Origin of the sequence: Bradyrhizobium sp. 187 (genome assembly GCF_023101005.1) — a bacterium.
GTDB classification, from domain to species: Bacteria; Pseudomonadota; Alphaproteobacteria; order Rhizobiales; family Xanthobacteraceae; genus Bradyrhizobium; species Bradyrhizobium canariense_D.
Window position 1 is genome coordinate 6,803,469 of the sequence record NZ_CP064693.1, and the last position, 23,425, is coordinate 6,826,893.

Consider the following 23,425-nt stretch of genomic DNA (forward strand, 5'->3'; position numbering starts at 1 on the left):
CCGGTTTCAGCCTTGGGTTCCCCAGCTCTCCCCGAAATCGGCGCATCCGGCGCTTTTTTTGGGCTGGCGCTGTGCCATAGTGCGCGCCGCAAGCAAGTTAACGGATGATACCGGCCATGCCGCCAGGCGCCTCGCCCCGCTCCTCCCTCGACATCGAATACACCAAGCTATCCTCGCCCAGCGTCTTCCTGGTGCGGATGCTGGTCTTCCTGGTGCTCTGCACCCTGGTGGGCGTGGTGCTCTATAAGCAGATCATCCAGGCCTTCTTCGCCAATCCCGGCCTCAATGCCCTGATCGGCGGCGTGCTGTTCATCGGCATCATCCTGGCCTTCCGCCAGGTGATCCGGCTGTATCCCGAAGTCTCCTGGGTCAACAATTTCCGCATCGCCGATCCCGGCCTTGCGCCCGCCCGCCACCCCAAGCTGCTGGCGCCGATGGCGATGATCCTCGGCGGCGAGCGCACCGGGCGGATGTCGATCACCCAGACCACCATGCGGCACCTGCTCGATTCGATCGCGACCCGCCTCGACGAGGCCCGCGACATCTCCCGCTACATGACCGGGCTTCTGGTCTTCCTCGGCCTGCTCGGTACCTTCTGGGGCCTGATCGAAACGGTCGGCTCGGTCGGCAAGGTGATCGACGGGCTCAAGGTCGGCGGCGATTCCGGCGCCCTGTTCGACACGCTGAAGGAGGGGCTGGCCGCCCCGCTCGGCGGCATGGGCATCTCGTTCTCGAGCTCGCTGTTCGGCCTCGCCGGCTCGCTGATCCTGGGCTTCCTCGACCTGCAATCGAGCCAGGCGCAGAACCGTTTCTACACCGACCTCGAAGACTGGCTTGCCACCACCGTGCGCGAATATGGCAGCGGCGAGGTGGCTGTTGCCGGCACTGGCGGTGGCATTGCCAGCGGCGAGCTTCAGGCCGTCGTCGAGCGCTTACGCTCCGTGCTCGAGGAAGGCAGCGGCAGCCGCGGCACCACCGCGGCGATGGCGAGCCTCGCCGAAGCCATCCAGGCGCTGGTCTCGCATATGCGGACCGAGCAGCAGATGATCCGCGAATGGGCCGACGGCCAGGGCGAGCAGAACCGCGAGATCCGGCGCCTGCTGGAGCGCATCGCGCGTCAGCCCGAGAAGGGTTAGCGACATGGCACTGGCGCGCGGTCGCCGCGGCGATACCTCCTTCAACTACTGGCCCGGCTTCGTCGACGCGCTGTCGACGCTGGTGCTGTCGATCGTGTTCCTGCTGTCGGTGTTCCTGGTCGTGCAGTTCTTCCTGTCGCAGGAGGTCACCGGCAAGGACAAGGCGCTGGAGCAGCTCAACGCCAAGATCGCGCAGCTCAACGAATTACTGTCGCTGGAGAAGCTCGGCAAGCTCACGCTCGACGACCAGGTCTCGTCACTGAAAGCCGGCCTCGCTTCGGCCGAGAGCGAGCGCGACCGCATCAAGGGCCTCTATGAGGGGCTCGCCGCGGCCGGCAACGATGCGCAAGGCAAGTCCTCCGAGCTCGGCAAGGCGCTGGATTCCGAGAAGGCGGTTTCGGCCCGGGCGCTGGCGCAGATCGAGGTGCTGAACCAGCAGATCAGCGCGCTGCGGCGGCAATTGGCCGCGCTGGAAGAGGCGCTCGACGTTAGCGAGAAGCGCGACAAGGAATCGCAAAATCGCATCGCCGACCTGGGCTCTCGCCTGAATGTCGCCCTGGCGCAGCGCGTGCAGGAATTGTCGCGCTATCGCTCGGAATTCTTCGGCCGCCTGCGCGCCATCCTCGGCAACCGCCCCGACATCCGCATCGTCGGCGATCGCTTCGTATTCCAGTCCGAAGTGTTCTTCGACACCGGACAGGCGGTGCTGCTGCCCGAAGGCCGCGCCGAGCTCGACACGCTCGCAACCGCGCTGATCGATCTCGACAAGAAAATCCCGAACGAGATCCCCTGGGTGCTGCGTGTCGACGGCCATACCGACGTGCGCCCGGTCAACGGTCCGAACTTCAAGTCGAACTGGGACCTCTCGGCCGCGCGCTCGATCTCCGTGGTGCAGTACCTGATCTCGCTCGGCGTGCCGGCCCAGCGCCTGGTCGCCGCCGGCTTCGGCGAATTCCAGCCGCTCGACACGGCCAACACCGAGGAAGCCTACAAGCGCAACCGCCGCATCGAGCTGAAGCTGACGGAGCGGTAGTGAGCGCCCTCCACCTCCGCCGTTACCGTCCCGAGGACGAGGCCGCCTCGATTGACCTGTGGCATCGCACCTGGCAGCAGGCCTATCCGCAGATCGACTTCGCGGCCCGCCTGGACTGGTGGCGCGAGCGCTGGCGCAAGGAGCTGGTGCCGAAGGCTTCGATCGTGGTCGCGGAGCAGGACGGCGCGCTGACCGGCTTCGTCACCATCGACGGCGACGGTTATCTCGACCAGCTCGTGGTCGATCCCGCGCACTGGGGCTCGGACGCGGCGCGGCTGCTGGTGGATGAGGCCAAGCGCCTGTCACCGGCGGGCGTGACGCTGCTTGTCAACAAGGACAACAGCCGCGCCATCCGCTTCTACGAGCGCAAAGGCTTCGCGCATGCCGGCGACGAGGTGAACCCGACCTCGGGACGTCCGGTGCTGAAGATGATTTGGCAACCTTAGATTCTGGCGATCTTGATTCTGGACGCGTGACGGCCGTCACGTCGGGATCCCAGGACGTCAGCTAGTCGTTGTGCCCGCAAGTTGCGCCGGCAAGCGGATGGAGATGACCGATGAAATTGAGCGATCTGGCCAAGGGGTCTTCGGTCCTGCTCGGCGTCATCGTCGCCGGATATGTTTCGACGAGCTATGTCGACCAGCACCTCGCCACGCCGGTCAAGACGACGAGTGCTCCGACGAATGGCCTTGGGCCATCGGCCTGCGTTGATGGGGACGGGAGCTGGAAGAACTGGCCATGGCCGAACGTGCCGGCGCTGTCGCCGAAGTGCTGATAAGCAGTGCTGCCGTCAACTCGCCGCGGTGCGCTCTCGGCTCAAGCGGAGTTCAAGCTCGAACTGCCAGCTTTCGGCTTGGCGGATCGCGCGTTGGCTGTCTTCGCGAAGCCGGATCGACTCATCGATCGCTCGCTGCGCCCGCTCCAAAAGTTCGTGGGTTTCCTTGCTGAATGGCGGGGCCATGAGGCGCACTCCCATTGAGGCGGGAGCACAAATCATCTCTCAGGCACCGACGCCTACGGACGAGCCTTTGGCCGGCGATACCTGATTAGGCGCCACATCCGGGGGAACTGCAAGGTTCATCCACTCGGCTCAGGGCGCGGGCTGCCCTATCCGAAATTCCGGAAGCCCACGATGGGCAATCCGAAACTCAGCACAACGATGACGCCGCTACCAGCGACAACAAGCAGCGCCGCTTTCCACCCCGCAAGGCCGCGCATCTGCTGTCGAATAGCGAACAGGATGAGGAGGATGAACAGTACCGGACCGATCAGAACAATCATTCACAACACCGTCCACTCCGTCAGCTCAACGAACAACGCCTGCCGCATCGTTCTTGCTAGGAACCACCCAATCGATTGCGAGCAGGCAACTTTCGACGACAATGAAGGCGGCCAGACCGCCGAGCCAACCGAAGAAGACCACGGAAAAGGTAGCAAGCAAGAGCGCGCAGAAGACGTCGGCGACAAGCTTGCCGTTGCGCTCGCCTCGGGTCTGGTCGGCTGTCGAATAAGGCATTTGGCGTCTCCTGGGTCGGCCCGAACCCTAGCTTCAGCAGCCGCGGCCGTCCACTCCCTCCGGGCGCGCCAACGCTGTCCGAAATTCCGGAAGCCAACGACGAGCATTCCGAAACTCATCAAAACGACGACGCCCATGTTCTGCGACAGCCAGCAGCGCCGCTTCCATCGATCACCTTACGATGTGGCCGATTCGAATCGCGCAGCCGATCAGATCGACAAATGTCCGCTATCGACCCGGCTACGAAGGGAGACCACGTGGTGCGACGCTCTCGCCAAAAGCTCCGCTGTCATTCCCCGCGGAGGCGGGGAATCCAGTACGCCGCGGCTTATCGCTTGATCACTTCCGTCTCGGAGTACTGGATCGCCCGCCTGCGCGGGGGATGACAGCCTGAATGAAGCGGCAGTCCAGACTACCTCGCCTCACGCCCCCTCGAACTGCAACCTCGCCAGCCTGGCATAGAGCCCGTTCGCAGCGACGAGCTCCGCATGCGTGCCCTGCTCGACGATCCGGCCCTGGTCCATCACCAAGATGCGGTCGCACGACAAGACGGTTGCGAGGCGGTGCGCGATGACGAGCGTGGTGCGGTGGCGCATCAGCTCTTCCAGCGCGGTCTGCACCAACGTCTCGCTTTCGGCATCGAGCGCGGAGGTGGCTTCGTCCAGAAGCAGCAGCGGCGCATCGCGCAGGATCGCGCGCGCAATCGCGATGCGCTGGCGCTGGCCGCCGGACAGCGTCACGCCGCGCTCGCCGAGCGGGGTGTCGAAACCTTCGGGCAGGCGGCGGATGAACTCGGCGGCGTGCGCCAGCTCGGCCGCGCGCTCGACCTCGGCATCGGTGGCATCGGGCCGGCCGAAGCGGATGTTGTCGCGGGCACTGGCCGCGAACACGTTGGATTCCTGCGGCACCAGCGCAATGCGCGAACGGAATTCACGGGGATCGGCGGATTTGACCGGCACGCCGTCGAGCGAGATCGCGCCGCTGCGCGGATCGTAGAAGCGCAACAAGAGATGAAAGATCGTGCTCTTGCCGGCGCCGGACGGACCGACGATCGCGACCTTCTCGCCGGGACGCACGGCGAACGACACGGCATCGAGCACATTGACGTCGCGCCGCGCCGGATAGGCGAAGCTGACCTGGTCGAAGCCGACTTCGCCGCGCGCCGGCACCGGCAGCGCGCGCGGCGACGCGGGCGCGGTGATGTCGGGCTGCACATGCAGGATCTCGAACAGGCGCTCGGCAGCGCCTGATGCCGCCGAGATCTCGCCCCAGACTTCGCTGAGCTGGCCGAGGCCGGCCGCGGCGAAGGCCGCATAGAGCACGAACTGGCCGAGCCGGCCCGGCGTGATGGTGCCGGTCAGCACGTCGTGCGAACCGATCCAGAGGATCGCGACCACGCTTGCGAACACGATGAAGATGATGATGGCGGTGAGCACGGCACGCGCCTGCGTGGAGGTGCGCGCGGCTTCATAGGCCTGCTCGACCTCGCCGCCGAAGCGCCTCTCGGCGAGGCTCTCGCTGGTATAGGCCTGCACGGTACGGATCGCACCGACCAGCTCGCTCGCATAGGCGGAGGCCTCGGCCAGCGTGTCCTGCGCGTTGCGCGACAGCCGCCGCACCCAGCGCCCGAAGGCGACCAGCGGCAGCACGATCAGGGGAATCGCCAGCAGCACGAATCCCGACAGACGCGGGCTGGTGATCACCATCATCGCCGCGGCACCGAAGAACATCATCAGATTGCGCAGCGCGATCGAGACCGAGGCGCCAACGGAGGATTTGATCTGCGTGGTGTCGGCGGTGAGGCGCGACACCAGCTCGCCGCTGCGCGCGGAATCGAAGAAGGCCGGCGACAGCGAGAGCAGATGGGCGAAGACGTCGCGCCTGAGATCGGCGACGATGCGCTCGCCGATCGTCATTACGAGGTAGTAGCGCGCGGCACTCGCCAGCGCGAGCACGGCGACGACGGCGATCATCACCGAGAAGTAACTGTTGATCAGCTCGATGCCCTCAGGCGTCAGGCCGAAATCGATCATCCTGCGCACCGCGACCGGCACCAGCAGGGTGGTCAGCGCCGCGATCGTCAGCGCGACAAAGGCCAGCGCCGCCCGGCCGCGATAGCGGGCGACATAGGGCGCGAGCGCCAACAGCGGCCGCAGCTTCGCGCGGCTCTTCGCCGGCGCCTCGATCAGGTCGGCCTCGATCGACGGGGCTTCCGCGGGCCCGGTTTCAAGCCGTTCTACTGCGCTCATGAGATCCGACCAAAAGACAAAGAGAAGGTGGTCCGTCCCAAATAGGCCGGGCGAGCGGGAGTGGCAAATCCGGGAAGTCCCTTAGGGGGCAGCCCGGCCCGCTAAGGCCCTCAAAAGGCTTGCAATGGCTTGTTTTACAGGGGCCCGTGGGGTATAGACCCCGCCAAATCCGTCATTCGATAGCCACTCAAGTGAGGCGCCGGGGCGCCGAGGAATTGCCATGAAAGCCGAAATTCACCCGAACTATCATACGATTAAGGTCGTGATGACCGACGGAACCGAGTACCTGACCCGCTCCACCTGGGGCAAGGAAGGCGACACGCTGAACCTCGACATCGACCCCAAGTCGCACCCGGCCTGGACCGGCGGCAACGCGCAGCTGCTGGATCGCGGCGGCCGCGTCTCGCGCTTCCAGAAGAAGTTTTCGGGCTTTCTCAAAAAGGATTGATCCGGCCCCTCGAGGCTGGAGACGAAAACGCCCCCGGAGAGCCGGAGGCGTTTTTTGTTTTGGGGGCGCTCGTCGCGATGACGGGAGCTTACCGCTCGAACGCCGCCTTCAACGCGTTGAGATGCGGCACCAGCGGGTTGCCGATCGAGGAATGATCGACCGGCGGGGTGTGGATGGTGTTGTCCAGGCGGCGCACGCGGGTCTGAAGGCTCATCGAGCGATGGATCAGGTCCTGGAGCTGCGACGGCAGCTTCTCGATGGTGTCGGTTGAGCCGGGATCGGCGGCGGAGAGCTTGACCTTGGTCTTTTCGCGATTGGCCTGGCCCAGCGTCATCTCGCCTTCCTTCACGGCGCGGTGCAGCAGCAGCCACGAGGCGAGCTGCATCAGGCGGGTGGTCAGACGCATGCTCTCGGTCGCATAGGTGAGGCTGACGGCACGATCGAGCGCCTTGGCCTCGGTGCGGCCGGCGCCATCGAGATAGGCGGCGGTCTCCTCGACCAAGTCCATGCCCTCGCGGAAGAGGACGCCGAACGCCGCAGAATTGGTGAACCGCTCGCTGAGTTGAACGAGAGCGCCTTCGGCTTGCAAACGTTCCATGGTTAACGCCCCTTACGCAACTGTCTGACGCCCGGCTTTGGCACCGGCTTATGATGAACAAATCATTGCGCGGGCGAGACGCCGAGTCCAGTGACAAGCGCGGATATGGTTTCCGCGGGTCTTTGCCCGGAATTCAACCGCGGCGAGACGCAAAAAGGCGGAGCTGGGCGCAAAAAAAGAGCCGCCGGAAAACCGGCGGCTTTGAAAGTTGATAACAGGGAGGCGTCAAACAGAGTGGACAGGAGCCACTCGGTGTCCAAACGAGGACAGTTCCCAGTCATAAACTCGAAAGCTTAATGTGGAGTAAACGAGCGATTATCTTGAGGGTTCGTTAGCCATGTCGGTCAGTGGCCGAGTGGGCCCGCGGAACAAACTGCCCGTCATGCCCGGGCTTCCACGTCCTCTCCTTCGGCGAAAGATCAAGAACGTGATGGCCGGGACATAGGCGAGCGGAAGCGACGCCGTCCTTCGGACGTGCCCGGCCATGACGCCGTGGAAGTGGCTGGCGCTCCTCTTCCAATCCGCTACTTCTTGAAAACGCTGTTGGCCGCATCACGCGAGGCGCGCTTCTTTGTTGCGGCTTCTTCCAATCTTGCGATCTCGCCCTTGAGAAGCGCGATGCGGTCGGTCAGTTCCTCCACCGACAAGAGTGAGAGATCCTGTCCGATGTCATGGCTGATCTTCTTGCGCGGGCGGTCGTCGTCTTCCATCGCCATCCTGGTTCCTCCTGCGTTCGCCTCACAAGCGGCTGAGGCGGTTGCCAGCCTGCACCGCGCTGGCTAAGCAATGGCCTCGTTCCATCCCGCACCTTTGCTCAAGGACACATCATGGACAAGCTGCCCGCGCAAATGACCGTGGTCGCCATCTCGAAACCCGGCGGACCGGAGGTGCTGGTGCCGGAACAACGGGCGCTGCCGCAGCCCGGCCCCGACGAGATCCTGGTCAAGGTGCAGGCCGCCGGCGTCAACCGGCCCGATGTCGCGCAGCGCTCCGGCGCCTATCCGCCGCCGCCCGGCGCCAGCGACCTGCCCGGCCTCGAAATCGCCGGCGAAGTGGTGGCCGTCGGCAGCAACGCCAAGCGGCACAAGATCGGTGACAAGGTGATGTCGCTGGTCGCCGGTGGCGGTTATGCGCAGTACTGCATCGCGCAGGACGGTCAGGCGATGAGCGTGCCGCCGTCGCTGTCGATCAAGGAAGCCGGCGCACTGCCGGAAACACTGATGACGGTCTGGCACAATGTGTTCGAGCGCGGCGCCCTGAAGGCCGGCGAGACGCTGCTGATCCACGGCGGCTCTTCCGGCATCGGCACCATGGCGATCCAGCTCGCAAAAGCTTTCGGCGCCAAGGTGATCGTCACCGTGGGATCGCAGGACAAGATCGATGCCTGCCTCAAGCTCGGCGCGGATCGTGCCATCAACTACAAGACCGAAGACTTCGTCGCCGTGGTCAAGGCGGAGACCAACAATGCCGGCGCCAATCTGATCCTCGACATGGTCGCCGGCGACTATGTCGATCGCAACTATGACGCCGCAGCGCTCGACGGCCGCATCGTGCAGATCGCGACCCTCAACGGGCCCAAGGTCACCGTCAACATCGCCAAGGTGATGGTGAAGCGCCTGACCCATACCGGCTCGACGCTGCGCCCCCGTAGTAATGCGGACAAGGCGGCGATGGTGGCCGCGATCGAGGCGAAAGTGATGCCGCTTTTGCGCGAAGGCCGCGTCAAGCCGCTGATGGACAGCACTTTCCCGCTGGAAAAGGCATCCGACGCGCACCGGCGGATGGAAACCTCGGCACATATTGGCAAAATTGTGTTGGAGGTCTAGGCCAACGGCCCACAGGGCAAGCCGGAAACCCTTTGATTTTCCTTGCTTTCGTGGCATCTATCGCGACGCACCGAACCACCTTGTTCCGTTCGGAAAACGCCGTGCACCGAAGAGCCTGCACCGAAGAGTTTGCGTCGAACGCGGAGAACTGACCTTGCGTCTGATCAGGTGCCTCGCGCCCATAGCGCTGGGCCTCATGATTCTCGTCTGCGCGTTCCCGGCGCGCGCGCTGGACGCTGTCAGCGTCCGCGGTGACGCGCCCGCGATCGACCTCACCGGCGTGCTCGAGCATCAGCGCAGCGACGCCGACCGCATCCAGGTCTCGACCGCGCCCGGCACCGACGGCATCGTCCGCCGCATCGAGGTGCGCGCCCGCGAAGGCGGCCAGAACTGGGTGGTGTTCGCGCTCGCCAACAACACCGACGACCAGCTCGACCGCCTGATCGTCGCTCCGCATTACCGTATCGTCTCCTCGGGGCTGCTGTGGCCCGACCTCGGGCTGTCGCGCATCGCGACCATCACGCCCTCGACCGGCGACCGGCCGGAGCGGCAGGAGAGCCCGACCGCCGACGTCTTCCGCGTCACCCTCGATCCCGGCGCGGTCGTCACCTTCGTCGCGGAGCTGCGCACCGACAAGCTGCCGCAGCTCTATCTGTGGGAGCCGGAATCCTACAAGGACAAGGTCAACTCGTTCACGCTGTACCAGGGCATCGTGATCGGCATCTCCGGCTTGCTGGCGCTGGTGCTGACAATCCTGTTCGTGGTCAAGGGCAGCATCATGTTCCCGGCCGCCGCGGCGCTGGCTTGGGCGGTGTTGGTCTATATCGGCGTCGATTTCGGCTTCTGGGGCAAGGTGCTCGACATGTCGAACAACGCCGAGCGCATCTGGCGCGCGGCGGGTGAGGCGATCCTGGCGGCGACGCTGCTGGTGTTCCTGTTCGCCTATCTCAATCTCAGTCGATGGCACGTGCGCTATTCCCACATCACCGTGGGCTGGCTCGCGTTCCTGGGATCACTGGTGGCGCTGGCCCTGTTCGACCCTGCGGTGGCCTCCGGCATCGCGCGCATATCGCTGGTGCTGATTGCCTTCGCCGGCTTCGCGCTGATCGTCTATCTCTCCACCCACGGCTTCGACCGCGCTGTGCTGCTGATCCCGACCTGGTTCCTGCTGGTGGTCTGGGTGGTCGCGGCCGGCATGACGGTCGCAGGCTCCGTCACCAACGACATCGTCGGCCCTGCGCTGCTCGGCGGCCTCGTGCTGATCGTGATGCTGATCGGCTTCACGGTGATGCAGCATGCGTTCGCCGGCGGCGGCGCCACCACCGGCGTCGTCTCCGACATCGAGCGCCGCGCGCTGGCGCTGGCCGGTTCCGGCGATTTGATCTGGGACTGGGACGTGTCCGCCGACAAGGTCTTTACCAGCCCTGAGACCGAGGCCCTGCTCGGCCTCAAGCGCGGCACGCTGGAAGGCCCGGCCGCCTCCTGGCTCGAAGTGCTGCACCCGCTCGACCAGGACCGTTTCCGCGCCGCGCTCGACAGCGTGCTCGACCAGCGCCGCGGCCGCTTGGTGCAGGATTTCCGCCTGCGCACGCCGGACGGTCACTTCATGTGGTTCGCGCTGAAGGCGCGCCCGGTGGTCGGCTCCGACGGCGAGGTCTCGCGCGTGGTCGGCACCCTCACCGACGTCACCGAGCTGCGCAACGCCGAGGAGCGCCTGCTGCACGATTCGGTGCATGACAATCTCACCGGCCTGCCCAACCGCAAGCTGTTCATGGACCGGCTCGGCGCCGTCGCGCATTTCGCCAAGACCATGCCGACGCTGCGGCCGACGCTGATGGTGATCGACCTCGACCGCTTCAAGCAGGTCAACGATTCCGTCGGCATCGCGGTCGGCGATTCCATCCTGCTGACGCTGGCCCGCCGCCTCACCCGCATCCTGAAGCCGCAGGATACGCTGGCGCGGCTCGCGGGCGACCAGTTCGGCTTGATCCTGCTCTCGGAGCAGGACCCCGCCCGCATCACCGCCTTCGCCGAGACCATCCGCAAGACCATCCGCGCGCCGATCGCCTTCAACGAACGCGAAATCTTTCTCACGGCCTCGATCGGCCTCGCCTTGTCCGATCCGCAAGTTCAGCTCACGGACGAGATCATCAAGGACGCCGAGCTCGCGATGTATCACTCCAAGCGCATCGGCGGCGACCGCATCGACGTCTACAAGTCCGCGATGCGCGCGCGAAAAACCGACCGGCTGACGCTGGAGAGCGAACTGCGCCGCGCCATCGAGCGGCAGGAGCTCACGATCCTGTACCAGCCGATCGTGCGGCTTGAAGACCGTTCGGTCGCCGGCTTCGAGGCGCTGGTGCGCTGGGATCATCCCAAGCTCGGACGCATGGCGCCCTCGGAATTCATCACCATCGCGGAAGAGACCGGCCTGATCATCGACCTCGGCATGTTCGTGCTCGACCAGACCGCCAAGCAGCTCTCGATCTGGCAGCGCGCGATGCGCTCGCGCGAGCCGATCTTCGCATCGGTCAACGTCTCCTCGCGCCAATTGCTGCGCCACGATCTGATCCACGACATCCGCACCGTGCTGTCGCGCTCCTCGGTCGCGCGCGGCACGCTGAAGCTGGAGCTGACGGAATCGCTGGTGATGGAGAATCCGGAGCACGCGGCGCAGATGCTGACGCGCATCCGCGAACTCGGCACCGGGCTGTCGCTCGACGATTTCGGCACCGGCCATTCGTCGCTGGCCTATCTGCAGCGCTTCCCGTTCGACACCATCAAGATCGACCAGTCCTTCGTGCGCACCACCAACCGCGGCACCCGCCCGGTGATCCTGAAGTCCATCATCGCGCTCGCGCACGACCTCGGCATGGACGTGGTCGCCGAAGGTGCCGAGACCGATTCCGACGCGGTCGAGCTCTACCAGATGGGCTGCGAATACGCGCAAGGGTTTGCCTTTGGCGAACCCATGGATGCCGACGCCGCGATGCGCCTGCTCACGGAAGTGCGCCTGGAAGCGGCGAGCTGACTTTCCCTTCGCCTCACCCAGGCCTGCGCCGGTCACTCTTCAGCTTGGTGAACCGCACGCTCGCACCGTCCGGCATCCGCATCGCCTTGAAACCCGCGGCGAGGCAGGCTTCGCGTTGCGGCATCTGGATATCCGGGCTGCGCAGGCTGTCCCACCATGAGGCACGATTCGCCGCGCGCGGCAGGGCCGCGCCGATAATCTCTTCGATCTGTTCATAGGTCAGCACGAATTCCGCCTGCTTCTGCCGCATCAGATAATCGCGCAACGCGTCGTAGTCGTTCACCGCTGTCCTCTTCGCTGGTCGAAGCTCCGCTTTGCCCAAAAACGTGAGCCGCGGAAACCAATTTTTAACTCATTCCGGCAGCGCCGTCCCGGCTTAAACACTACTCAAGCTTTCGGGCGCATTCACTGGTGTCGGGAGCAAACGATGTTGTCTCGATGGCGCGACGTCACGGCCCGCCGGCCATGGCGGCTTTCGGCGAAGCTGCTGATCATCTCGTCCGTGGTGACGGTGATCGGCTTTTCCGCCATTTGCGTCAACGTCATGCTGGACATGCGCCGCGGCGAGGAGGCGCTCGCCCGCCAGACGCTGGAAAACCTGGCGACGACCATCGAGTCCGACGTCAGCCGCAACATCGAGATCTACGATCTGGCCCTTAAGGCGGTCGCCAGCAACATGCTGCTGCCGGAAATCGCCACGGTCTCGAAGCCGATCCGTCACCTCATCCTGTTCGACCATTCGACCACGGCGAGGCATTTCGGCGCGATCCAGGTGTTCGACGCCGACGGCCGGTTGACCATTGACGCCTCGACGCTCGATCCCGTTGTCGTGAACCGGGGCGACGAGGATTACTTCAAGGCCCATCGGGACAATCCGCAAGCCGGGCTCTTCATCAGCCGTCCCATGCTGTTCCGCGGCGCTTATTCGATCGTGCTGAGCCGGCGCATCAGCGATACCGACGGCGGCTTTCTCGGCGTCGTCGCCGGATCGATCCGCTTCAGCTATTTCCACGAATTGTTCGAGCGGCTGAGCCTCGATCCCGACGATACCATCACCGTGCTCAGGCGCGACCGTACCGTCATGATGCGGCGGCCGTTTGATCTCGACGTGATCGGCACGAATCTGGCCGACCGGCCGGTCTGGAAGGCCGAAAATCTGAAGGTCGGCAGCGCATTCGCCGGACAGGGGCCGATCGACGGCACGCCGCGGCTCTATGTCCGCAGCGGTGGGACCAGCCCGCTATTCGTGGTGGCAGGTAAGCCACTGAACACCGTGTTCGAGCTCTGGCAGAGGGAAGCCTACCGCATCGGCGCCGTGGTCGTGGCGCTCAGCCTGTTCATGCTGGCATCGACGCTGGTGCTCGCGCGCGAGATCGGCCGGCGCGCCGAGGCCGAGCGCAAGCTCGAGGAGATGGCGACGACCGACGCGCTCACCGGCCTGAAGAACCGCCGCAAGTTCGACCAGGTGATCGACGTCGAATGGCGCCGCGCGATGCGGCAGCAGACGCCGATCGCGCTCTTGATGATCGATGCCGATCACTTCAAGGCCTACAACGACACGTTCGGCCACCAGGCCGGCGACCAGGTGCTGGTCGGCATCGCCATCTGCATTTCCGATTCGGTGAGCCGCGCCGGCGACTGCGCCGCGCGCTATGGCGGTGAGGAATTCGCCGTGCTGCTGCCGGGCACCTCGGTCACGGACGCCCTCCTGGTGGCCGAGACGATCCGCGCCAAGGTGCAGGGATGGTCCGACGACCACACGAGCTCGACGGTGTCCTGCGGCATCGCGAGCCTCGTTCCCACCACCGGCATGGACTGGCCGATCCTGGTCGCCGCCGCCGACAAGGCGCTCTACGCCGCAAAAGCCGGCGGCCGCAACCAGTCGGTGGTCGCAAGCTTGCCGAAGCTGTCGCTGGTGGCGTGAGGGTTTCGTTCCGTCATTGCGAGCGAAGCGAAGCAATCCAGACTGTCTCCGCGAAGACAGCCTGGATTGCTTCGTCGCTTCGCTCCTCGCAATGACGAGCGGAGCGCTACTGCCCCAAATACTTCTTCATTTCCGCAATGAGCCCGTCACGCAGCTCCGGCCGCTTCAGGCCGTAGGCGATGTTGGCGCGGAGGAAGCCGGGCTTGGAGCCGCAATCATGGCGCTCGCCCTCGAACTCGACGCCGTAGAAGCTTTGCGATCTGGCGAGGCCGATCATGGCATCGGTGAGCTGGATCTCTCCGCCGGCGCCGCGCTCCTGGGTCTCCAGGATCTTGAAGATCTCCGGCTGCAGGATGTAGCGGCCGGTGATCGAGAGGTTGGAGGGCGCGGTGCCCTTGGCCGGCTTCTCGACCATGCCGTCGACCTCGAACATCTTGCCGGTGCGTTTGCCGACGCCGCAGATGCCGTATTGATGGGTCAGATGGTCGGGCACCGCCTCGACCGCGATGACATTGGATTTTTCGCCGAGCTTGCTGGCGGTGTCGATCATCTGCTTCAGGCAGCCGGGCGAATTGAGCACGAGCTCGTCCGGCAGCACGACCGCGAACGGCTCGTTGCCGACGATGTCGCGTGCGCACCAGACCGCGTGACCGAGGCCGAGCGGCGCCTGCTGGCGGGTGAAGCTGACGGCGCCGGCCTCCGGCTGGTTCTGCGCCAGAACGTCCTGCTCGGTCTTCTTGCCGCGCGCGGCCAGCGTCGCATCGAGCTCGAACATCCGGTCGAAATGATCTTCGATGACACTTTTGTTGCGGCCGGTGACAAAGATGAAGTGCTCGATGCCGGCTTCCCGGGCCTCGTCATAGACGTACTGGATCAGCGGCTTGTCGACGATCGTCAGCATTTCCTTCGGCATCGCCTTGGTGGCGGGCAGGACGCGGGTGCCGAGGCCGGCAACGGGAAATACGGCTTTGCGGATTTTCATGGGATTGATCGAATACCTGAGGAACACGTGAAGGGAGCAATGGCATCTTGCTAGCTTGTTTGCAGCCGCCAACAAAGGCGGATGTGGGGCCTCATCCTCACAGAGTTAAGAAAAAGGCCACCATCAAAATTTCACCTTTGTTAAGCTGTTGGCAACCGTAACCAGGCCTCCTGATGGCGGATTTTGGCCGGACAGGTGTGGACATGATGCAATCAATGGCAGGGCTGGCAAAACGGGGCGGGTCCGTGACCGGTGCGACGATGATTGCGACCGCCCTGCTGTTCCCACTTCCCGCCAGCGCGCAGGCTCAGAACGGTTTGTCCAATCTGTTCGGCGGTATTTTCTCCGGCCCGAACCAGGCGCCTTCGCCAGCAGCGCCCGGGCCCAGCGGCGCTCAAACGGGAGTTCAACCTTGGACCGGCGAGGATGGCGCCTCCGGGCATCCGCTGATGACAGCCGCCGCGATCCGAGAGGCCGCGGGTAACTTCAACAATTGCGTCGCAGGCATGTGGCCCGATGCCGCACGGCGCAACATCACGCAGGAAAATTTCCAGCGCTTCACTGAAGGCCTCGCGCCCGATCTGCGCATCATGGACCTGATGGATTCGCAGCCCGAGTTCACCAAGTCGATTTGGGATTATCTCGACATCCTCGTGAACGACAACCGCCTCGCCAAGGGCCGCGAGGTCCTGGCCAAATACAAGGCGCAGTTCGAGGCCACCGAAAAAGCCACCGGCGTCGATCGTTATGTCATCGCCTCGATCTGGGGCATCGAGTCCAACTACTCGACGCAGATGGGCGACCGCAGCGTGCTGCAATCGACCGCGACGCTCGCCTGCATCGGCCGCCGCCAGGCTTACTTCAAGGACGAATTCCTCTCCGCGCTGGAGATCCTCAACCGCGGCGATCTCAGGCCCGAACAATTGCGCGGCTCCTGGGCCGGCGCCTTCGGCCCGACCCAGTTCATGCCGACCGCGTTCAAGCGCTTTGCCGTGGACGGCGACGGCGACGGCCGGCGTGACGTCGTCGACAATCCCTCCGACCTGATTGCGTCGACCGCCAACAATCTGAAGAAGGACGGCTGGCAGGCCGGCCAGACCTGGGGCTACGAGGTCGTGGTGCCCCAAGGCTTCAACTACATGCTGGCCGACCGCGCCAAGGCGATGACGGTAGCGCAGTGGGAGAAGCTCGGCCTCAAGCGCCCGACCAACCAGCCCTTCCCGCATCCAGCCGAGAAGGCCTATCTGCTGGCGCCGGCCGGTGCCCAAGGGCCCGGCTTCCTGATGCTGCAGAACTTCCGGGTCATCATGAAGTACAACCCGGCCGAGGCCTATGCGCTGGCGATTGGCCATTTCGCCGATCGCCTCCGCGGCGGCCAGCCGTTCGTTCAGCCCTGGCCGCGGCAGGAACGGGAGCTGTCCCGGACCGAGCGGCTGGAACTCCAGCAGCTGCTGGCCCAGCGCGGCTTCTACAGGGGCACCCCCGACGGCCAGTTCGGCGGCCAGACCCGGGAAGCCCTGCGCAACTTCCAGGCCTCGATCGGGGTCCCCGCGGATGGATTTGCCTCCTCCGACGCGCTGAATCGGCTGCGGGGGCAGTAAAATCGCGCCGAAAGTAACCCTGAACAGGGATTTTGGCCGGCAGTCTTGACCGGGGCGGCGGTTCGCCGTGTATGGGCCAATAATTCTGGGCCGAGAATCTGGGCCCAGAATCTCAAGGATCTGAAGAGAATCTGAAAGAGAATCTGCCCGTTTGGCGCCCGATTCCGTTATTATATCGAGCCTGTCCTGATCCCTATTGCACGTGCCGAGATCGCATGTCGAAGAAGTCCCTGTTCAAGGTGCTGACCGAGACCGGCCCGCTGATCGCGCTGGGGACGGCGCTTGCGATTCTGGTGTCGGTCGCGGGACCCGCCTCGGCGCAGTTCTTCAACTTCCCCGGCTTCGGCGGCCCGCCGCAGCGCTCGGCTCCGCCGCCGCCGCGCAACGGCGGAGGCGGAGGCGGCGGATGGTTCGGCGGCGACTTCTTCGCGCCGTTCCAGCAGCAACAGCCGCAAGCGCCGCGCCAGGATTTTTCGCGCGCACCGGCGCCGGCCAAGCGCGACACCATTCCCGACAGGAACGTGCTGGTGATCGGCGACGCCATGGCTGACTGGCTCGCCTACGGCCTGGAGGACGCCTACACCGAGCAGCCCGACATGGGCGTGATCCGCAAGCACAAGACCACGTCGGGCCTAATCAAGTACCAGCCCAAGGGCGAGCCCTCGGACTGGACCGCTGCTGCGAAAGGCATTCTCGAGACCGAGAAGCCCGACGTGATCGTGGTGATGCTCGGCCTCAACGACCGCATCGCGATCCGCGAGGCGGCAGCACCCGATAAATCGGACAAGGCGACGGACAAGGACAAGAAGAACGACAAGGGCGCGCGCGGCAAACCACCGGCCAAGCCTGGCGATGCCAAGCCCGGCGACACCGCCGCGAAGCCGGATGACAAGCCGGCCGATGCCGACCTGCCGCAGGATGATGCCGACAACGCTGACGCACCGGCGGTCGCCGCGCCCGAGAAGACCGCGCGCAACCCGAACGGCCTCTACGAATTCCGCGACGAGCGCTGGGTCGAGCTCTACGGCAAGAAGATCGAGGAGCTCGCCAACGTCCTCAAGTCCAAGGGCGTGCCGGTGCTCTGGGTCGGCCTGCCCGCCATCCGTGGCCCCAAGGGCACCGCGGACATGCTGTTCCTGGATTCGCTCTATCGCGAAGGCGCGGCCAAGGCCGGCATCACCTATGTCGACGTCTGGGACGGCTTTGTCGACGAAGCCGGCCGCTTCTTGCAGAAGGGCCCGGACTTCGAAGGCCAGATCCGTCAGCTCCGCAGCGGTGACGGCGTCTATTTCACGAAACCCGGCGCGCGCAAGCTCGCCCACTATGTCGAGCGCGAGATCACCCGCCTGCTCGCCGGGCGCTCCGGCCCGATCGCGCTGCCGAGCGAACCGGCGACCCCCGACACCAGTGCCGAACCCGGCAAGCCCGCGCCGCGGCCGCTGGCCGGTCCGATCGTGCCGCTGGTTGCGGCCTCGATCTCGACCGATCAATTGCTGGGTGGGCCGGGCTCACGTCCTGCCGCCGTCGATGCGCTCGCTGCGAAGACGATGGTGAAGGGCGAGCCACTGGCTGCGCCCGCCGGCCGCGCCGACGATTATGCCTGGCCGCGCCGCGAAGTCGGCCGCGAGCAGGCCAAGGGCGATACGCCGGTCGCCACGACGACACCCGATGGCGGTACGCCGGGTGCGGCCGCGGCGATCGCCCCGCCAAAGCTTGCGCCGAAGAAGCCACCGGCGCCGCAGCAACCGGCACAGGCAGCGCCATCGATGCGCGATTTCTTCGGCTTTGGCTCGCCGCCGCCCCCGCCGCGTCAATTGGCGCCGGCGCCGCGCAATCCGAATCCCAACCCTGCGATCCCGCGTCCGCCTGGCAACGTCGGGCGATCGGCGGAAGTGTTCCGATAATTTTCTAAGCTGAGCTCTCGTGTCCCGGACGCGCTGCAGCGGGAAACGCTGCTGCGCAGAGCCGGGACCCAGCTCGTCCGACAGTCACAAAAAGAATGGGCCCCGGCTCGGCAACGCGGCGTACGCGCCGCGCTGCGTCCGGGGCCCTGATGCTTATCGCGCGTTGGCTTTAGCCTAGTAGCGCCAGCGCGGCGGCGGGCGGCGCGAAGGCCGCGCCATCAGCAGTGCCAGTGCAAAGCCGATGCCGCCGGCGACCAGCAGCGCGCCCATCGGGTTGTCCTGCACCTTCTGGGCAATCGCCTGCGAGCCGTCACGCAAGGTTTCGGCCGGCTTGTCGTAGGCGTCCTTGGCATAGCTTGCCGCGGTGTCCGTGGCGTCACGTACGGCATCCTTGGCCTGGCCGTAAAGATTCTGCACACTGCCGGCGGCTTCGCGTGCCTTGCCGGACGCCTGTGTCTGCGTATCGCTAGCCAAATCTCCGATAGCGCCTTCCGCGCGTCCGGCGAATTCCTTGGCCGATCCGACAATCCGATCCTTATCCATGATGCTCCTCCTCGGGGGTCAGCCCAAGTAACCGATCAGGAGCGGCGCAGTTCCATCTGACTTGAAATTGGACTCAGAGAATCAGCCCGCCGTCGACGACCAATGTCTGGCCGATGATGTAGGACGACAGCGGCGATGCCAGGAACAGCGCCGCGCCCGCCATGTCAGCCGGGGTGCCCAATCGCCGCAGCGGAATGCGTGAAAGTGCACCTTCGAGCCGCTTGGGATTGTCGGTCGTCACCTTCGTCATCTTGGTGTCGACCAGACCGGGCGCGATGCCGTTGACGCGGATGTCATCTTCGGCCCAGGCCTCGCCCAGCGTCCGCGTTAGTCCGACCGCGCCGGTCTTCGACGCGTTGTAAGCGGGATTGCCCATGGTGGAATGATAGGCCGCGGTCGAGGACACCATAATCAGCGATCCCCGCGCGTCCCGCAACATGGGATGGAAGCGCGTGGCGCAGGCCATCAGGCTCATCAAATTGACCTCGACGACCTTGCGAAAGCCCGCCATCTCGAACTCGCCGCGGCGATAGAGCACCGCGCCCTGTGCGAGCACCAGGATATCGAGCCGATCGAACGACGGCTTGAACGCTTCGACCGCTCCGGCATTGCCGACGTCGAGCTGCGCATAGGAAAGACCGGTGAGATCCGAGCCTTCGGCTTGCGAATATTCCTTCGCGTGAGCACGCGTGCCGCAGACCGCAACCTGCGCGCCCCTGACGCGAAAGGCTTGCGCAATGCCGTTGCCGATGCCGCTGGATCCGCCGACAACCAGCACCTGCTTGCCTGAGAAATCGAGCTCGTTCGTCATCGCTGGCCTCCCTCATTGTCTTGCTTGTTTGACCTGTCTGCGGATCGATGACAGCCTTGTCAATCACAACAAGAACAAGCAGGGCTCAGAGGAAACAGCATGGCCGATTTCAAACAACTCAGCCGGTCCGTGAAGGGCCTGACCGTTCTCGTTACCGGTGCGGCCAGCGGCATGGGACGCGCGACGGCGCGCGTGTTTGCCACTGAGGGCGCGAACGTTGCCGTCACCGATTATGACGAGCAGGGCGCGCTGGCCGTCGCGAAGGAGATCGTGGCAAGCGGCGGCGCCGCGAAAGCCTGGAAGCTCGACGTTGCCGACGGCGATAAGATCAAGCGCGTGGTCGGCGACGTCGCTGCACATTTCGGTGGACTCGACATCATCGTCAACAATGCCGGCATCTCCGTGCGCGTCGCGATCGACGACGACGCCTATGAGGAAGCCTGGGCCAAGGGCCTCGCGGTGATGCTGACGGCGCATCCGCGCATCATCCGCGCCGCGCTGCCTCACTTGCGCAAGTCGAAGAGCCCGCGCATCGTCAACATCGCCTCGACCGAGGCGCTCGGCGCCACCGCATTGCACGGCCCCTATTCGGCGGCGAAGGGCGGCGTCGCCAGCCTCACCCGCTCGCTCGCGGTGGAGCTTGGCCGCGAGGGCATCACCGTCAACTGCATTTGCCCGGGGCCGATCCGCACCGCCATCACCGACCGGATCTCGGAAGAGCACAAGACCATCTACGCCAAGCGCCGCACGGCACTCGGCCGCTACGGTGATCCGGAAGAGGTCGCGCACATGACGCTGAGCCTGTGCCTGCCGGCAGCGTCCTTCCTCACCGGCGCGGTCATCCCTGTCGACGGCGGCCTGATGGCGCGCAACGCGTAAGCGGCACCAAAGGTGCGTAGCCTGGATGGAGCGCAGCGCAATCCGGGGTTCTCACATCGCAGGAAGACTCCCCGGATTACGCTTCGCTCCATCCGGGCTACGGGCAGCTATGCGCGCCCAGCGTTGACATCGCTTGTTACGGGAGTAACTTTTTCCTCGACAGAGCGGGACCAACCGCTCGCGGTTCGCGGGAGAAACGTCATGACGATCGCCATCCGGCAGCTTCACAAACATTTTGTCGGCGAGGTCTCGGGCCTCGACCTGCGGCAACCTCTCACCGAGGCCGAGGCGCGCGAGATCGAAGCCGCCATGGACAAATATGCAGTGCTGGTGTTCCACGACCAGGACATCACCGACGAACAGCAGATGGCCTTTGCGCTAAACTTCGGCCAGCGCGAGGACGCGCGCGGCGGCACGGTCACGAAGGAGAAGGACTACCGGCTCCAATCGGGCCTGAACGACGTTTCCAATCTCGGCAAGGACGGCAAGCCGCTGGCAAAGGACAGCCGCGCGCACCTGTTCAACCTCGGCAATTGCTTGTGGCATTCCGACAGCTCGTTCCGCCCTATCCCGGCAAAATTCTCGCTGCTGTCGGCCCGCGTGCTCAACCCGAAGGGCGGCAATACCGAATTCGCCGACATGCGGGCGGCCTATGACGCGCTCGACGACGAGACCAAGGCGGAGATCGAGGATCTCGTCTGCGAGCACTCGCTGATGTATTCGCGGGGATCGCTGGGCTTCACAGAATACACCGACGAGGAGAAGGAGATGTTCAAGCCGGTGATGCAACGTCTCGTGCGCACCCACCCGGTCCATCGCCGCAAGTCGCTCTATCTCTCATCGCATGCCGGCAAGATTGTCGGCATGAGCGTCCCCGAGGGAAGGCTGCTGCTGCGCGATCTCAACGAGCACGCCACACAAAGCGAGTTCGTCTACGTCCACAAATGGAAGCTGCATGACCTCGTGATGTGGGACAACCGCCAGACCATGCACCGCGTCCGCCGCTACGACCAGTCGCAGCCCCGTGACATGCGCCGCGCGACGGTGGCGGGCACGGAGCCAACGGTGCAGCAGCAGGCGGCGGAGTAGTTCTCCAGTCGTCCTGGACCAGCGAGCGAAGCAGCGCCGATCCAGGACCCATTACCACCGATGTCCAGTTCGGCGAAGGCTGGTGGTTGCCAGCCTGCTTCAACAATTGCAGCCTGGGGTAATGGGTCCTGACCTTCGCCAGGACGACACTGAGGCGCTACGCGTGCCCCGCCTCGTTCGAGAGCATGCCAGGATCGATGCCGATCTTACGCAGCGCGCGTCCGTATTTTTCGTCGACGTCGTCGCCGAAGATCAAATCCGAATCCGCGTCGCAATGCAGCCAGCCATTGCTCTGGATCTCGGTCTCGAGCTGGCCCGGCGCCCAGCCGGCATAGCCGAGCGCCAGGATGGCGTGCTTGGGGCCGGAGCCGTTGGCGATCGCGCGCAGGATGTCGACGGTCGCGGTGAGGCAGACGCCGTCGTCGATCCGGAGCGTCGCATTCTCGATGTAGAAATCGCTGGAATGCAGCACGAAGCCGCGGCCGGTATCGACCGGACCGCCGCGCAGCACCTTCATGCTTTCGGCATTCTCCGGCAGCTTGATGTGCTCGCCCTTGTTGATGATGCCGAGCTGCTGCAACAGCTCGGGGAAGTCGATGCTGCCGGCCGGATGGTTGACGATGATGCCCATCGCGCCTTCGGCGGAGTGGGCGCAGAGATAGATCACCGAGCGCTCGAAGCGCTCGTCGCCCATCACGGGCATGGCGATCAACAGCTGGCCGTCGAGGTAGCCCGCCGAACTCGGGAGCGCGGGGGCTGGCTTGCGGGTGCTTTCGCCCGTCCTCTTGCCTGTGGGAGCCATCGGTGAAGCACTCCGGTTTCAATTCCTATCCTGATGTCGGGCCGGGCCGCTGTCAAATCAAGGCTTTCAGGGACTTGATTCAAGTGCATCCATCACAAGCAATTCAATGGTTTGCCGCCGGGCGACCCTGTAAAGACGTACCATGCTGACAAGAGTTCCCCGGCGTGCGGCGATTGGCGTCGCGACAACCCTGCTCGCGTCCTCGCTGGCGCTTGCGGCCCATGCCGACGACGCATCGCCGTGGCAGCGCGACGGACATTCCGCGGTGCGGTTGCTGGCAGGATCGCGCAGCGGCGCCGTCCTGCTCGGCGGTATCGCCTTCCAGATCCAGCCCGGCTGGAAAACCTATTGGCGCATGCCGGGCGATTCCGGCGTTCCGCCGCGCTTCGATTTCTCGAAGTCCGACAATGTCGAAGCGGTGACGGTGATGTGGCCGGCCCCGCAGAAATTCGACGACGGCGCGGGCGGCCATTCGATCGGCTATCACGACCAGATCGTGCTGCCCCTGCGCATCATCGCCAAGGCGGCCGACAAGCCGGTGACGTTGCGCGCCGAGATCAATTATGCGGTGTGCGAAAAGCTTTGCATTCCCGTCGAGGCCCGCGCCGAGCTTGGCTTCAACAGCGTCGCCTCGACCGAGGACGCCAATTTGCGTGCAGCGCTCGACACCGTGCCCAAACCTGCCGCCATCGGCGATCCCAATCCGCTCACCATCCGCGACGTGAAGCGTGATGGGCCCAAGAATGTGGTGGTCGACGTGGTCGTTCCGGATGCGCGCACCGTCAGTCTGTTCGTGGAAGGTCCGACGCCCGATTGGGCGCTGCCCATCCCGGCGCCGGTCGAGCCCAGCCCACCGGGCGTGAAGCGATTTTCTTTCGAACTCGACGGCCTGCCGCCGGGCGCCCAGCCCGGCGGCGCAGCGCTGAAGTTCACGCTGGTCGGACCGGAGAAGTCGTACGAGTTCAATACCAATCTGGAGTGAGTGGTCGTCCTGGCGTTCGCCCGGACGACATCTTTGATCCAACCGAATCTTAACGAATGGTTGCTAATCCC

General features: G+C 64.9%; 24 protein-coding genes. 13 read left to right on the plus strand and 11 right to left on the minus strand.

The features are described 5' to 3' along the window. The first annotated feature begins 116 nt into the window (after positions 1 to 116). The 4 genes from IVB19_RS32890 to IVB19_RS32905 all read left to right on the plus strand — a co-directional run bounded on the left by IVB19_RS32890 (position 117) and on the right by IVB19_RS32905 (position 2,944). Positions 117 to 1,136, plus strand: coding sequence for a flagellar motor protein MotA (locus IVB19_RS32890; protein ID WP_018454614.1), 1,020 nt, complete (start codon positions 117 to 119; stop codon positions 1,134 to 1,136). 4 nt (positions 1,137 to 1,140) lie between these two features. After that, on the plus strand, positions 1,141 to 2,169 hold the full coding sequence (locus IVB19_RS32895) for a peptidoglycan -binding protein (protein ID WP_018454615.1): 1,029 nt from the start codon (positions 1,141 to 1,143) through the stop codon (positions 2,167 to 2,169). After that, positions 2,169 to 2,615 (plus strand): GNAT family N-acetyltransferase, encoded by a 447-nt coding sequence (locus IVB19_RS32900; RefSeq protein WP_018454616.1) that lies wholly within the window; start codon positions 2,169 to 2,171, stop codon positions 2,613 to 2,615. The genes IVB19_RS32895 and IVB19_RS32900 overlap by 1 nt, the downstream gene beginning before the upstream one ends. 110 nt (positions 2,616 to 2,725) lie before the next feature. Continuing rightward, the gene (locus tag IVB19_RS32905; protein WP_247820770.1) at positions 2,726 to 2,944 is read left to right on the plus strand and encodes a hypothetical protein; all 219 of its coding nucleotides are present in this window, start codon (positions 2,726 to 2,728) and stop codon (positions 2,942 to 2,944) included. A gap of 15 nt (positions 2,945 to 2,959) precedes the next feature. Here the strand turns inward: IVB19_RS32905 and IVB19_RS32910 are convergent, their stop codons facing one another. The 4 genes from IVB19_RS32910 to IVB19_RS32925 form a co-directional block, all read right to left on the minus strand. Next, a complete protein-coding gene (locus IVB19_RS32910) occupies positions 2,960 to 3,130 on the minus strand; it encodes a hypothetical protein (protein WP_157642917.1) in 171 nt (56 codons plus the stop codon). Between the two features lie 146 nt (positions 3,131 to 3,276). After that, the gene (locus IVB19_RS32915) at positions 3,277 to 3,450 is read right to left on the minus strand and encodes a hypothetical protein (protein ID WP_018454619.1); all 174 of its coding nucleotides are present in this window, start codon (positions 3,448 to 3,450) and stop codon (positions 3,277 to 3,279) included. 25 nt (positions 3,451 to 3,475) lie between these two features. After that, complete coding sequence (locus tag IVB19_RS32920) at positions 3,476 to 3,685, minus strand: hypothetical protein (RefSeq protein ID WP_018454620.1); 210 nt, start codon at positions 3,683 to 3,685, stop codon at positions 3,476 to 3,478. 422 nt (positions 3,686 to 4,107) lie between these two features. After that, positions 4,108 to 5,934, minus strand: a complete 1,827-nt coding sequence (locus IVB19_RS32925; RefSeq protein WP_018454621.1) for an ABC transporter ATP-binding protein/permease — start codon at positions 5,932 to 5,934, stop codon at positions 4,108 to 4,110. 220 nt (positions 5,935 to 6,154) lie between these two features. On the opposite strand from IVB19_RS32925, the gene rpmE reads away from it, so the two are divergent. After that, positions 6,155 to 6,382: a 50S ribosomal protein L31 gene (gene rpmE, locus IVB19_RS32930; protein WP_018454622.1), complete on the plus strand. Its 228-nt coding sequence runs from the start codon at positions 6,155 to 6,157 to the stop codon at positions 6,380 to 6,382. Between the two features lie 88 nt (positions 6,383 to 6,470). Here the strand turns inward: rpmE and rcdA are convergent, their stop codons facing one another. Next, positions 6,471 to 6,980 (minus strand): protease adaptor protein RcdA, encoded by a 510-nt coding sequence (gene rcdA, locus IVB19_RS32935; RefSeq protein WP_018454623.1) that lies wholly within the window; start codon positions 6,978 to 6,980, stop codon positions 6,471 to 6,473. Between the two features lie 524 nt (positions 6,981 to 7,504). Then, positions 7,505 to 7,696: a DUF1192 domain-containing protein gene (locus IVB19_RS32940; RefSeq protein ID WP_018454624.1), complete on the minus strand. Its 192-nt coding sequence runs from the start codon at positions 7,694 to 7,696 to the stop codon at positions 7,505 to 7,507. A gap of 111 nt (positions 7,697 to 7,807) precedes the next feature. Here IVB19_RS32940 and IVB19_RS32945 point away from each other — a divergent pair, with 111 nt between their 5' ends. Together IVB19_RS32945 and IVB19_RS32950 are read left to right on the plus strand one after the other, a co-directional pair. Further along, complete coding sequence (locus IVB19_RS32945) at positions 7,808 to 8,806, plus strand: NAD(P)H-quinone oxidoreductase (RefSeq protein ID WP_018454625.1); 999 nt, start codon at positions 7,808 to 7,810, stop codon at positions 8,804 to 8,806. 154 nt (positions 8,807 to 8,960) lie between these two features. Next, positions 8,961 to 11,837, plus strand: coding sequence for an EAL domain-containing protein (locus tag IVB19_RS32950; protein ID WP_026232774.1), 2,877 nt, complete (start codon positions 8,961 to 8,963; stop codon positions 11,835 to 11,837). 13 nt (positions 11,838 to 11,850) lie between these two features. Here IVB19_RS32950 and IVB19_RS32955 read toward each other — a convergent pair whose 3' ends face one another. After that, positions 11,851 to 12,120, minus strand: coding sequence for a DUF7662 domain-containing protein (locus IVB19_RS32955; RefSeq protein ID WP_018454627.1), 270 nt, complete (start codon positions 12,118 to 12,120; stop codon positions 11,851 to 11,853). 144 nt (positions 12,121 to 12,264) lie between these two features. On the opposite strand from IVB19_RS32955, the gene IVB19_RS32960 reads away from it, so the two are divergent. Continuing rightward, a complete protein-coding gene (locus IVB19_RS32960; RefSeq protein WP_247294148.1) occupies positions 12,265 to 13,761 on the plus strand; it encodes a sensor domain-containing diguanylate cyclase in 1,497 nt (498 codons plus the stop codon). 106 nt (positions 13,762 to 13,867) lie between these two features. On the opposite strand, the gene IVB19_RS32965 is transcribed toward IVB19_RS32960, so the two are convergent. Continuing rightward, positions 13,868 to 14,743 carry a UTP--glucose-1-phosphate uridylyltransferase gene (locus IVB19_RS32965; RefSeq protein WP_026232775.1) on the minus strand — a complete coding sequence of 292 codons (876 nt, stop codon included), beginning with the start codon at positions 14,741 to 14,743 and terminating at the stop codon, positions 13,868 to 13,870. A 203-nt stretch (positions 14,744 to 14,946) separates the two neighbouring features. On the opposite strand from IVB19_RS32965, the gene IVB19_RS32970 reads away from it, so the two are divergent. After that, on the plus strand, positions 14,947 to 16,344 hold the full coding sequence (locus tag IVB19_RS32970) for a lytic murein transglycosylase (protein ID WP_198293349.1): 1,398 nt from the start codon (positions 14,947 to 14,949) through the stop codon (positions 16,342 to 16,344). Between the two features lie 215 nt (positions 16,345 to 16,559). Beyond that, positions 16,560 to 18,248 carry an SGNH/GDSL hydrolase family protein gene (locus tag IVB19_RS32975; RefSeq protein ID WP_018454631.1) on the plus strand — a complete coding sequence of 563 codons (1,689 nt, stop codon included), beginning with the start codon at positions 16,560 to 16,562 and terminating at the stop codon, positions 18,246 to 18,248. Positions 18,249 to 18,422: 174 nt separating this feature from the next. On the opposite strand, the gene IVB19_RS32980 is transcribed toward IVB19_RS32975, so the two are convergent. Together IVB19_RS32980 and IVB19_RS32985 are read right to left on the minus strand one after the other, a co-directional pair. Next, positions 18,423 to 18,791: a CsbD family protein gene (locus IVB19_RS32980; protein ID WP_018454632.1), complete on the minus strand. Its 369-nt coding sequence runs from the start codon at positions 18,789 to 18,791 to the stop codon at positions 18,423 to 18,425. 73 nt (positions 18,792 to 18,864) lie between these two features. Beyond that, positions 18,865 to 19,602: an SDR family NAD(P)-dependent oxidoreductase gene (locus IVB19_RS32985; protein ID WP_018454633.1), complete on the minus strand. Its 738-nt coding sequence runs from the start codon at positions 19,600 to 19,602 to the stop codon at positions 18,865 to 18,867. Between the two features lie 99 nt (positions 19,603 to 19,701). Here IVB19_RS32985 and IVB19_RS32990 point away from each other — a divergent pair, with 99 nt between their 5' ends. Beyond that, on the plus strand, positions 19,702 to 20,481 hold the full coding sequence (locus IVB19_RS32990) for an SDR family NAD(P)-dependent oxidoreductase (protein WP_018454634.1): 780 nt from the start codon (positions 19,702 to 19,704) through the stop codon (positions 20,479 to 20,481). A gap of 201 nt (positions 20,482 to 20,682) precedes the next feature. Continuing rightward, positions 20,683 to 21,570 carry a TauD/TfdA dioxygenase family protein gene (locus IVB19_RS32995; protein WP_018454635.1) on the plus strand — a complete coding sequence of 296 codons (888 nt, stop codon included), beginning with the start codon at positions 20,683 to 20,685 and terminating at the stop codon, positions 21,568 to 21,570. Positions 21,571 to 21,727: 157 nt separating this feature from the next. Here IVB19_RS32995 and IVB19_RS33000 read toward each other — a convergent pair whose 3' ends face one another. Next, positions 21,728 to 22,372 (minus strand): YqgE/AlgH family protein, encoded by a 645-nt coding sequence (locus tag IVB19_RS33000; RefSeq protein WP_018454636.1) that lies wholly within the window; start codon positions 22,370 to 22,372, stop codon positions 21,728 to 21,730. Between the two features lie 142 nt (positions 22,373 to 22,514). On the opposite strand from IVB19_RS33000, the gene IVB19_RS33005 reads away from it, so the two are divergent. Then, positions 22,515 to 23,354, plus strand: a complete 840-nt coding sequence (locus IVB19_RS33005) for a protein-disulfide reductase DsbD domain-containing protein (protein ID WP_018454637.1) — start codon at positions 22,515 to 22,517, stop codon at positions 23,352 to 23,354. Positions 23,355 to 23,425 lie beyond the last annotated feature (71 nt).

Excerpts from the sequence above, each read along its gene's own strand:
- IVB19_RS32890 (WP_018454614.1), top strand. The coding sequence starts at position 117 with ATGCCGCCAGGCGCCTCGCCCCGCTCCTCCCTCGACATCGAATACACC.
- IVB19_RS32895 (WP_018454615.1), top strand. The coding sequence starts at position 1,141 with ATGGCACTGGCGCGCGGTCGCCGCGGCGATACCTCCTTCAACTACTGG.
- IVB19_RS32905 (WP_247820770.1), top strand. The coding sequence starts at position 2,726 with ATGAAATTGAGCGATCTGGCCAAGGGGTCTTCGGTCCTGCTCGGCGTC.
- IVB19_RS32910 (WP_157642917.1), bottom strand. The coding sequence starts at position 3,130 with ATGGCCCCGCCATTCAGCAAGGAAACCCACGAACTTTTGGAGCGGGCG.
- IVB19_RS32915 (WP_018454619.1), bottom strand. The coding sequence starts at position 3,450 with ATGATTGTTCTGATCGGTCCGGTACTGTTCATCCTCCTCATCCTGTTC.
- IVB19_RS32920 (WP_018454620.1), bottom strand. The coding sequence starts at position 3,685 with ATGCCTTATTCGACAGCCGACCAGACCCGAGGCGAGCGCAACGGCAAG.
- IVB19_RS32925 (WP_018454621.1), bottom strand. The coding sequence starts at position 5,934 with ATGAGCGCAGTAGAACGGCTTGAAACCGGGCCCGCGGAAGCCCCGTCG.
- rpmE (WP_018454622.1), top strand. The coding sequence starts at position 6,155 with ATGAAAGCCGAAATTCACCCGAACTATCATACGATTAAGGTCGTGATG.
- rcdA (WP_018454623.1), bottom strand. The coding sequence starts at position 6,980 with ATGGAACGTTTGCAAGCCGAAGGCGCTCTCGTTCAACTCAGCGAGCGG.
- IVB19_RS32940 (WP_018454624.1), bottom strand. The coding sequence starts at position 7,696 with ATGGCGATGGAAGACGACGACCGCCCGCGCAAGAAGATCAGCCATGAC.
- IVB19_RS32945 (WP_018454625.1), top strand. The coding sequence starts at position 7,808 with ATGGACAAGCTGCCCGCGCAAATGACCGTGGTCGCCATCTCGAAACCC.
- IVB19_RS32960 (WP_247294148.1), top strand. The coding sequence starts at position 12,265 with ATGTTGTCTCGATGGCGCGACGTCACGGCCCGCCGGCCATGGCGGCTT.
- IVB19_RS32965 (WP_026232775.1), bottom strand. The coding sequence starts at position 14,743 with ATGAAAATCCGCAAAGCCGTATTTCCCGTTGCCGGCCTCGGCACCCGC.
- IVB19_RS32970 (WP_198293349.1), top strand. The coding sequence starts at position 14,947 with ATGATGCAATCAATGGCAGGGCTGGCAAAACGGGGCGGGTCCGTGACC.
- IVB19_RS32975 (WP_018454631.1), top strand. The coding sequence starts at position 16,560 with ATGTCGAAGAAGTCCCTGTTCAAGGTGCTGACCGAGACCGGCCCGCTG.
- IVB19_RS32980 (WP_018454632.1), bottom strand. The coding sequence starts at position 18,791 with ATGGATAAGGATCGGATTGTCGGATCGGCCAAGGAATTCGCCGGACGC.
- IVB19_RS32985 (WP_018454633.1), bottom strand. The coding sequence starts at position 19,602 with ATGACGAACGAGCTCGATTTCTCAGGCAAGCAGGTGCTGGTTGTCGGC.
- IVB19_RS32990 (WP_018454634.1), top strand. The coding sequence starts at position 19,702 with ATGGCCGATTTCAAACAACTCAGCCGGTCCGTGAAGGGCCTGACCGTT.
- IVB19_RS32995 (WP_018454635.1), top strand. The coding sequence starts at position 20,683 with ATGACGATCGCCATCCGGCAGCTTCACAAACATTTTGTCGGCGAGGTC.
- IVB19_RS33000 (WP_018454636.1), bottom strand. The coding sequence starts at position 22,372 with ATGGCTCCCACAGGCAAGAGGACGGGCGAAAGCACCCGCAAGCCAGCC.
- IVB19_RS33005 (WP_018454637.1), top strand. The coding sequence starts at position 22,515 with ATGCTGACAAGAGTTCCCCGGCGTGCGGCGATTGGCGTCGCGACAACC.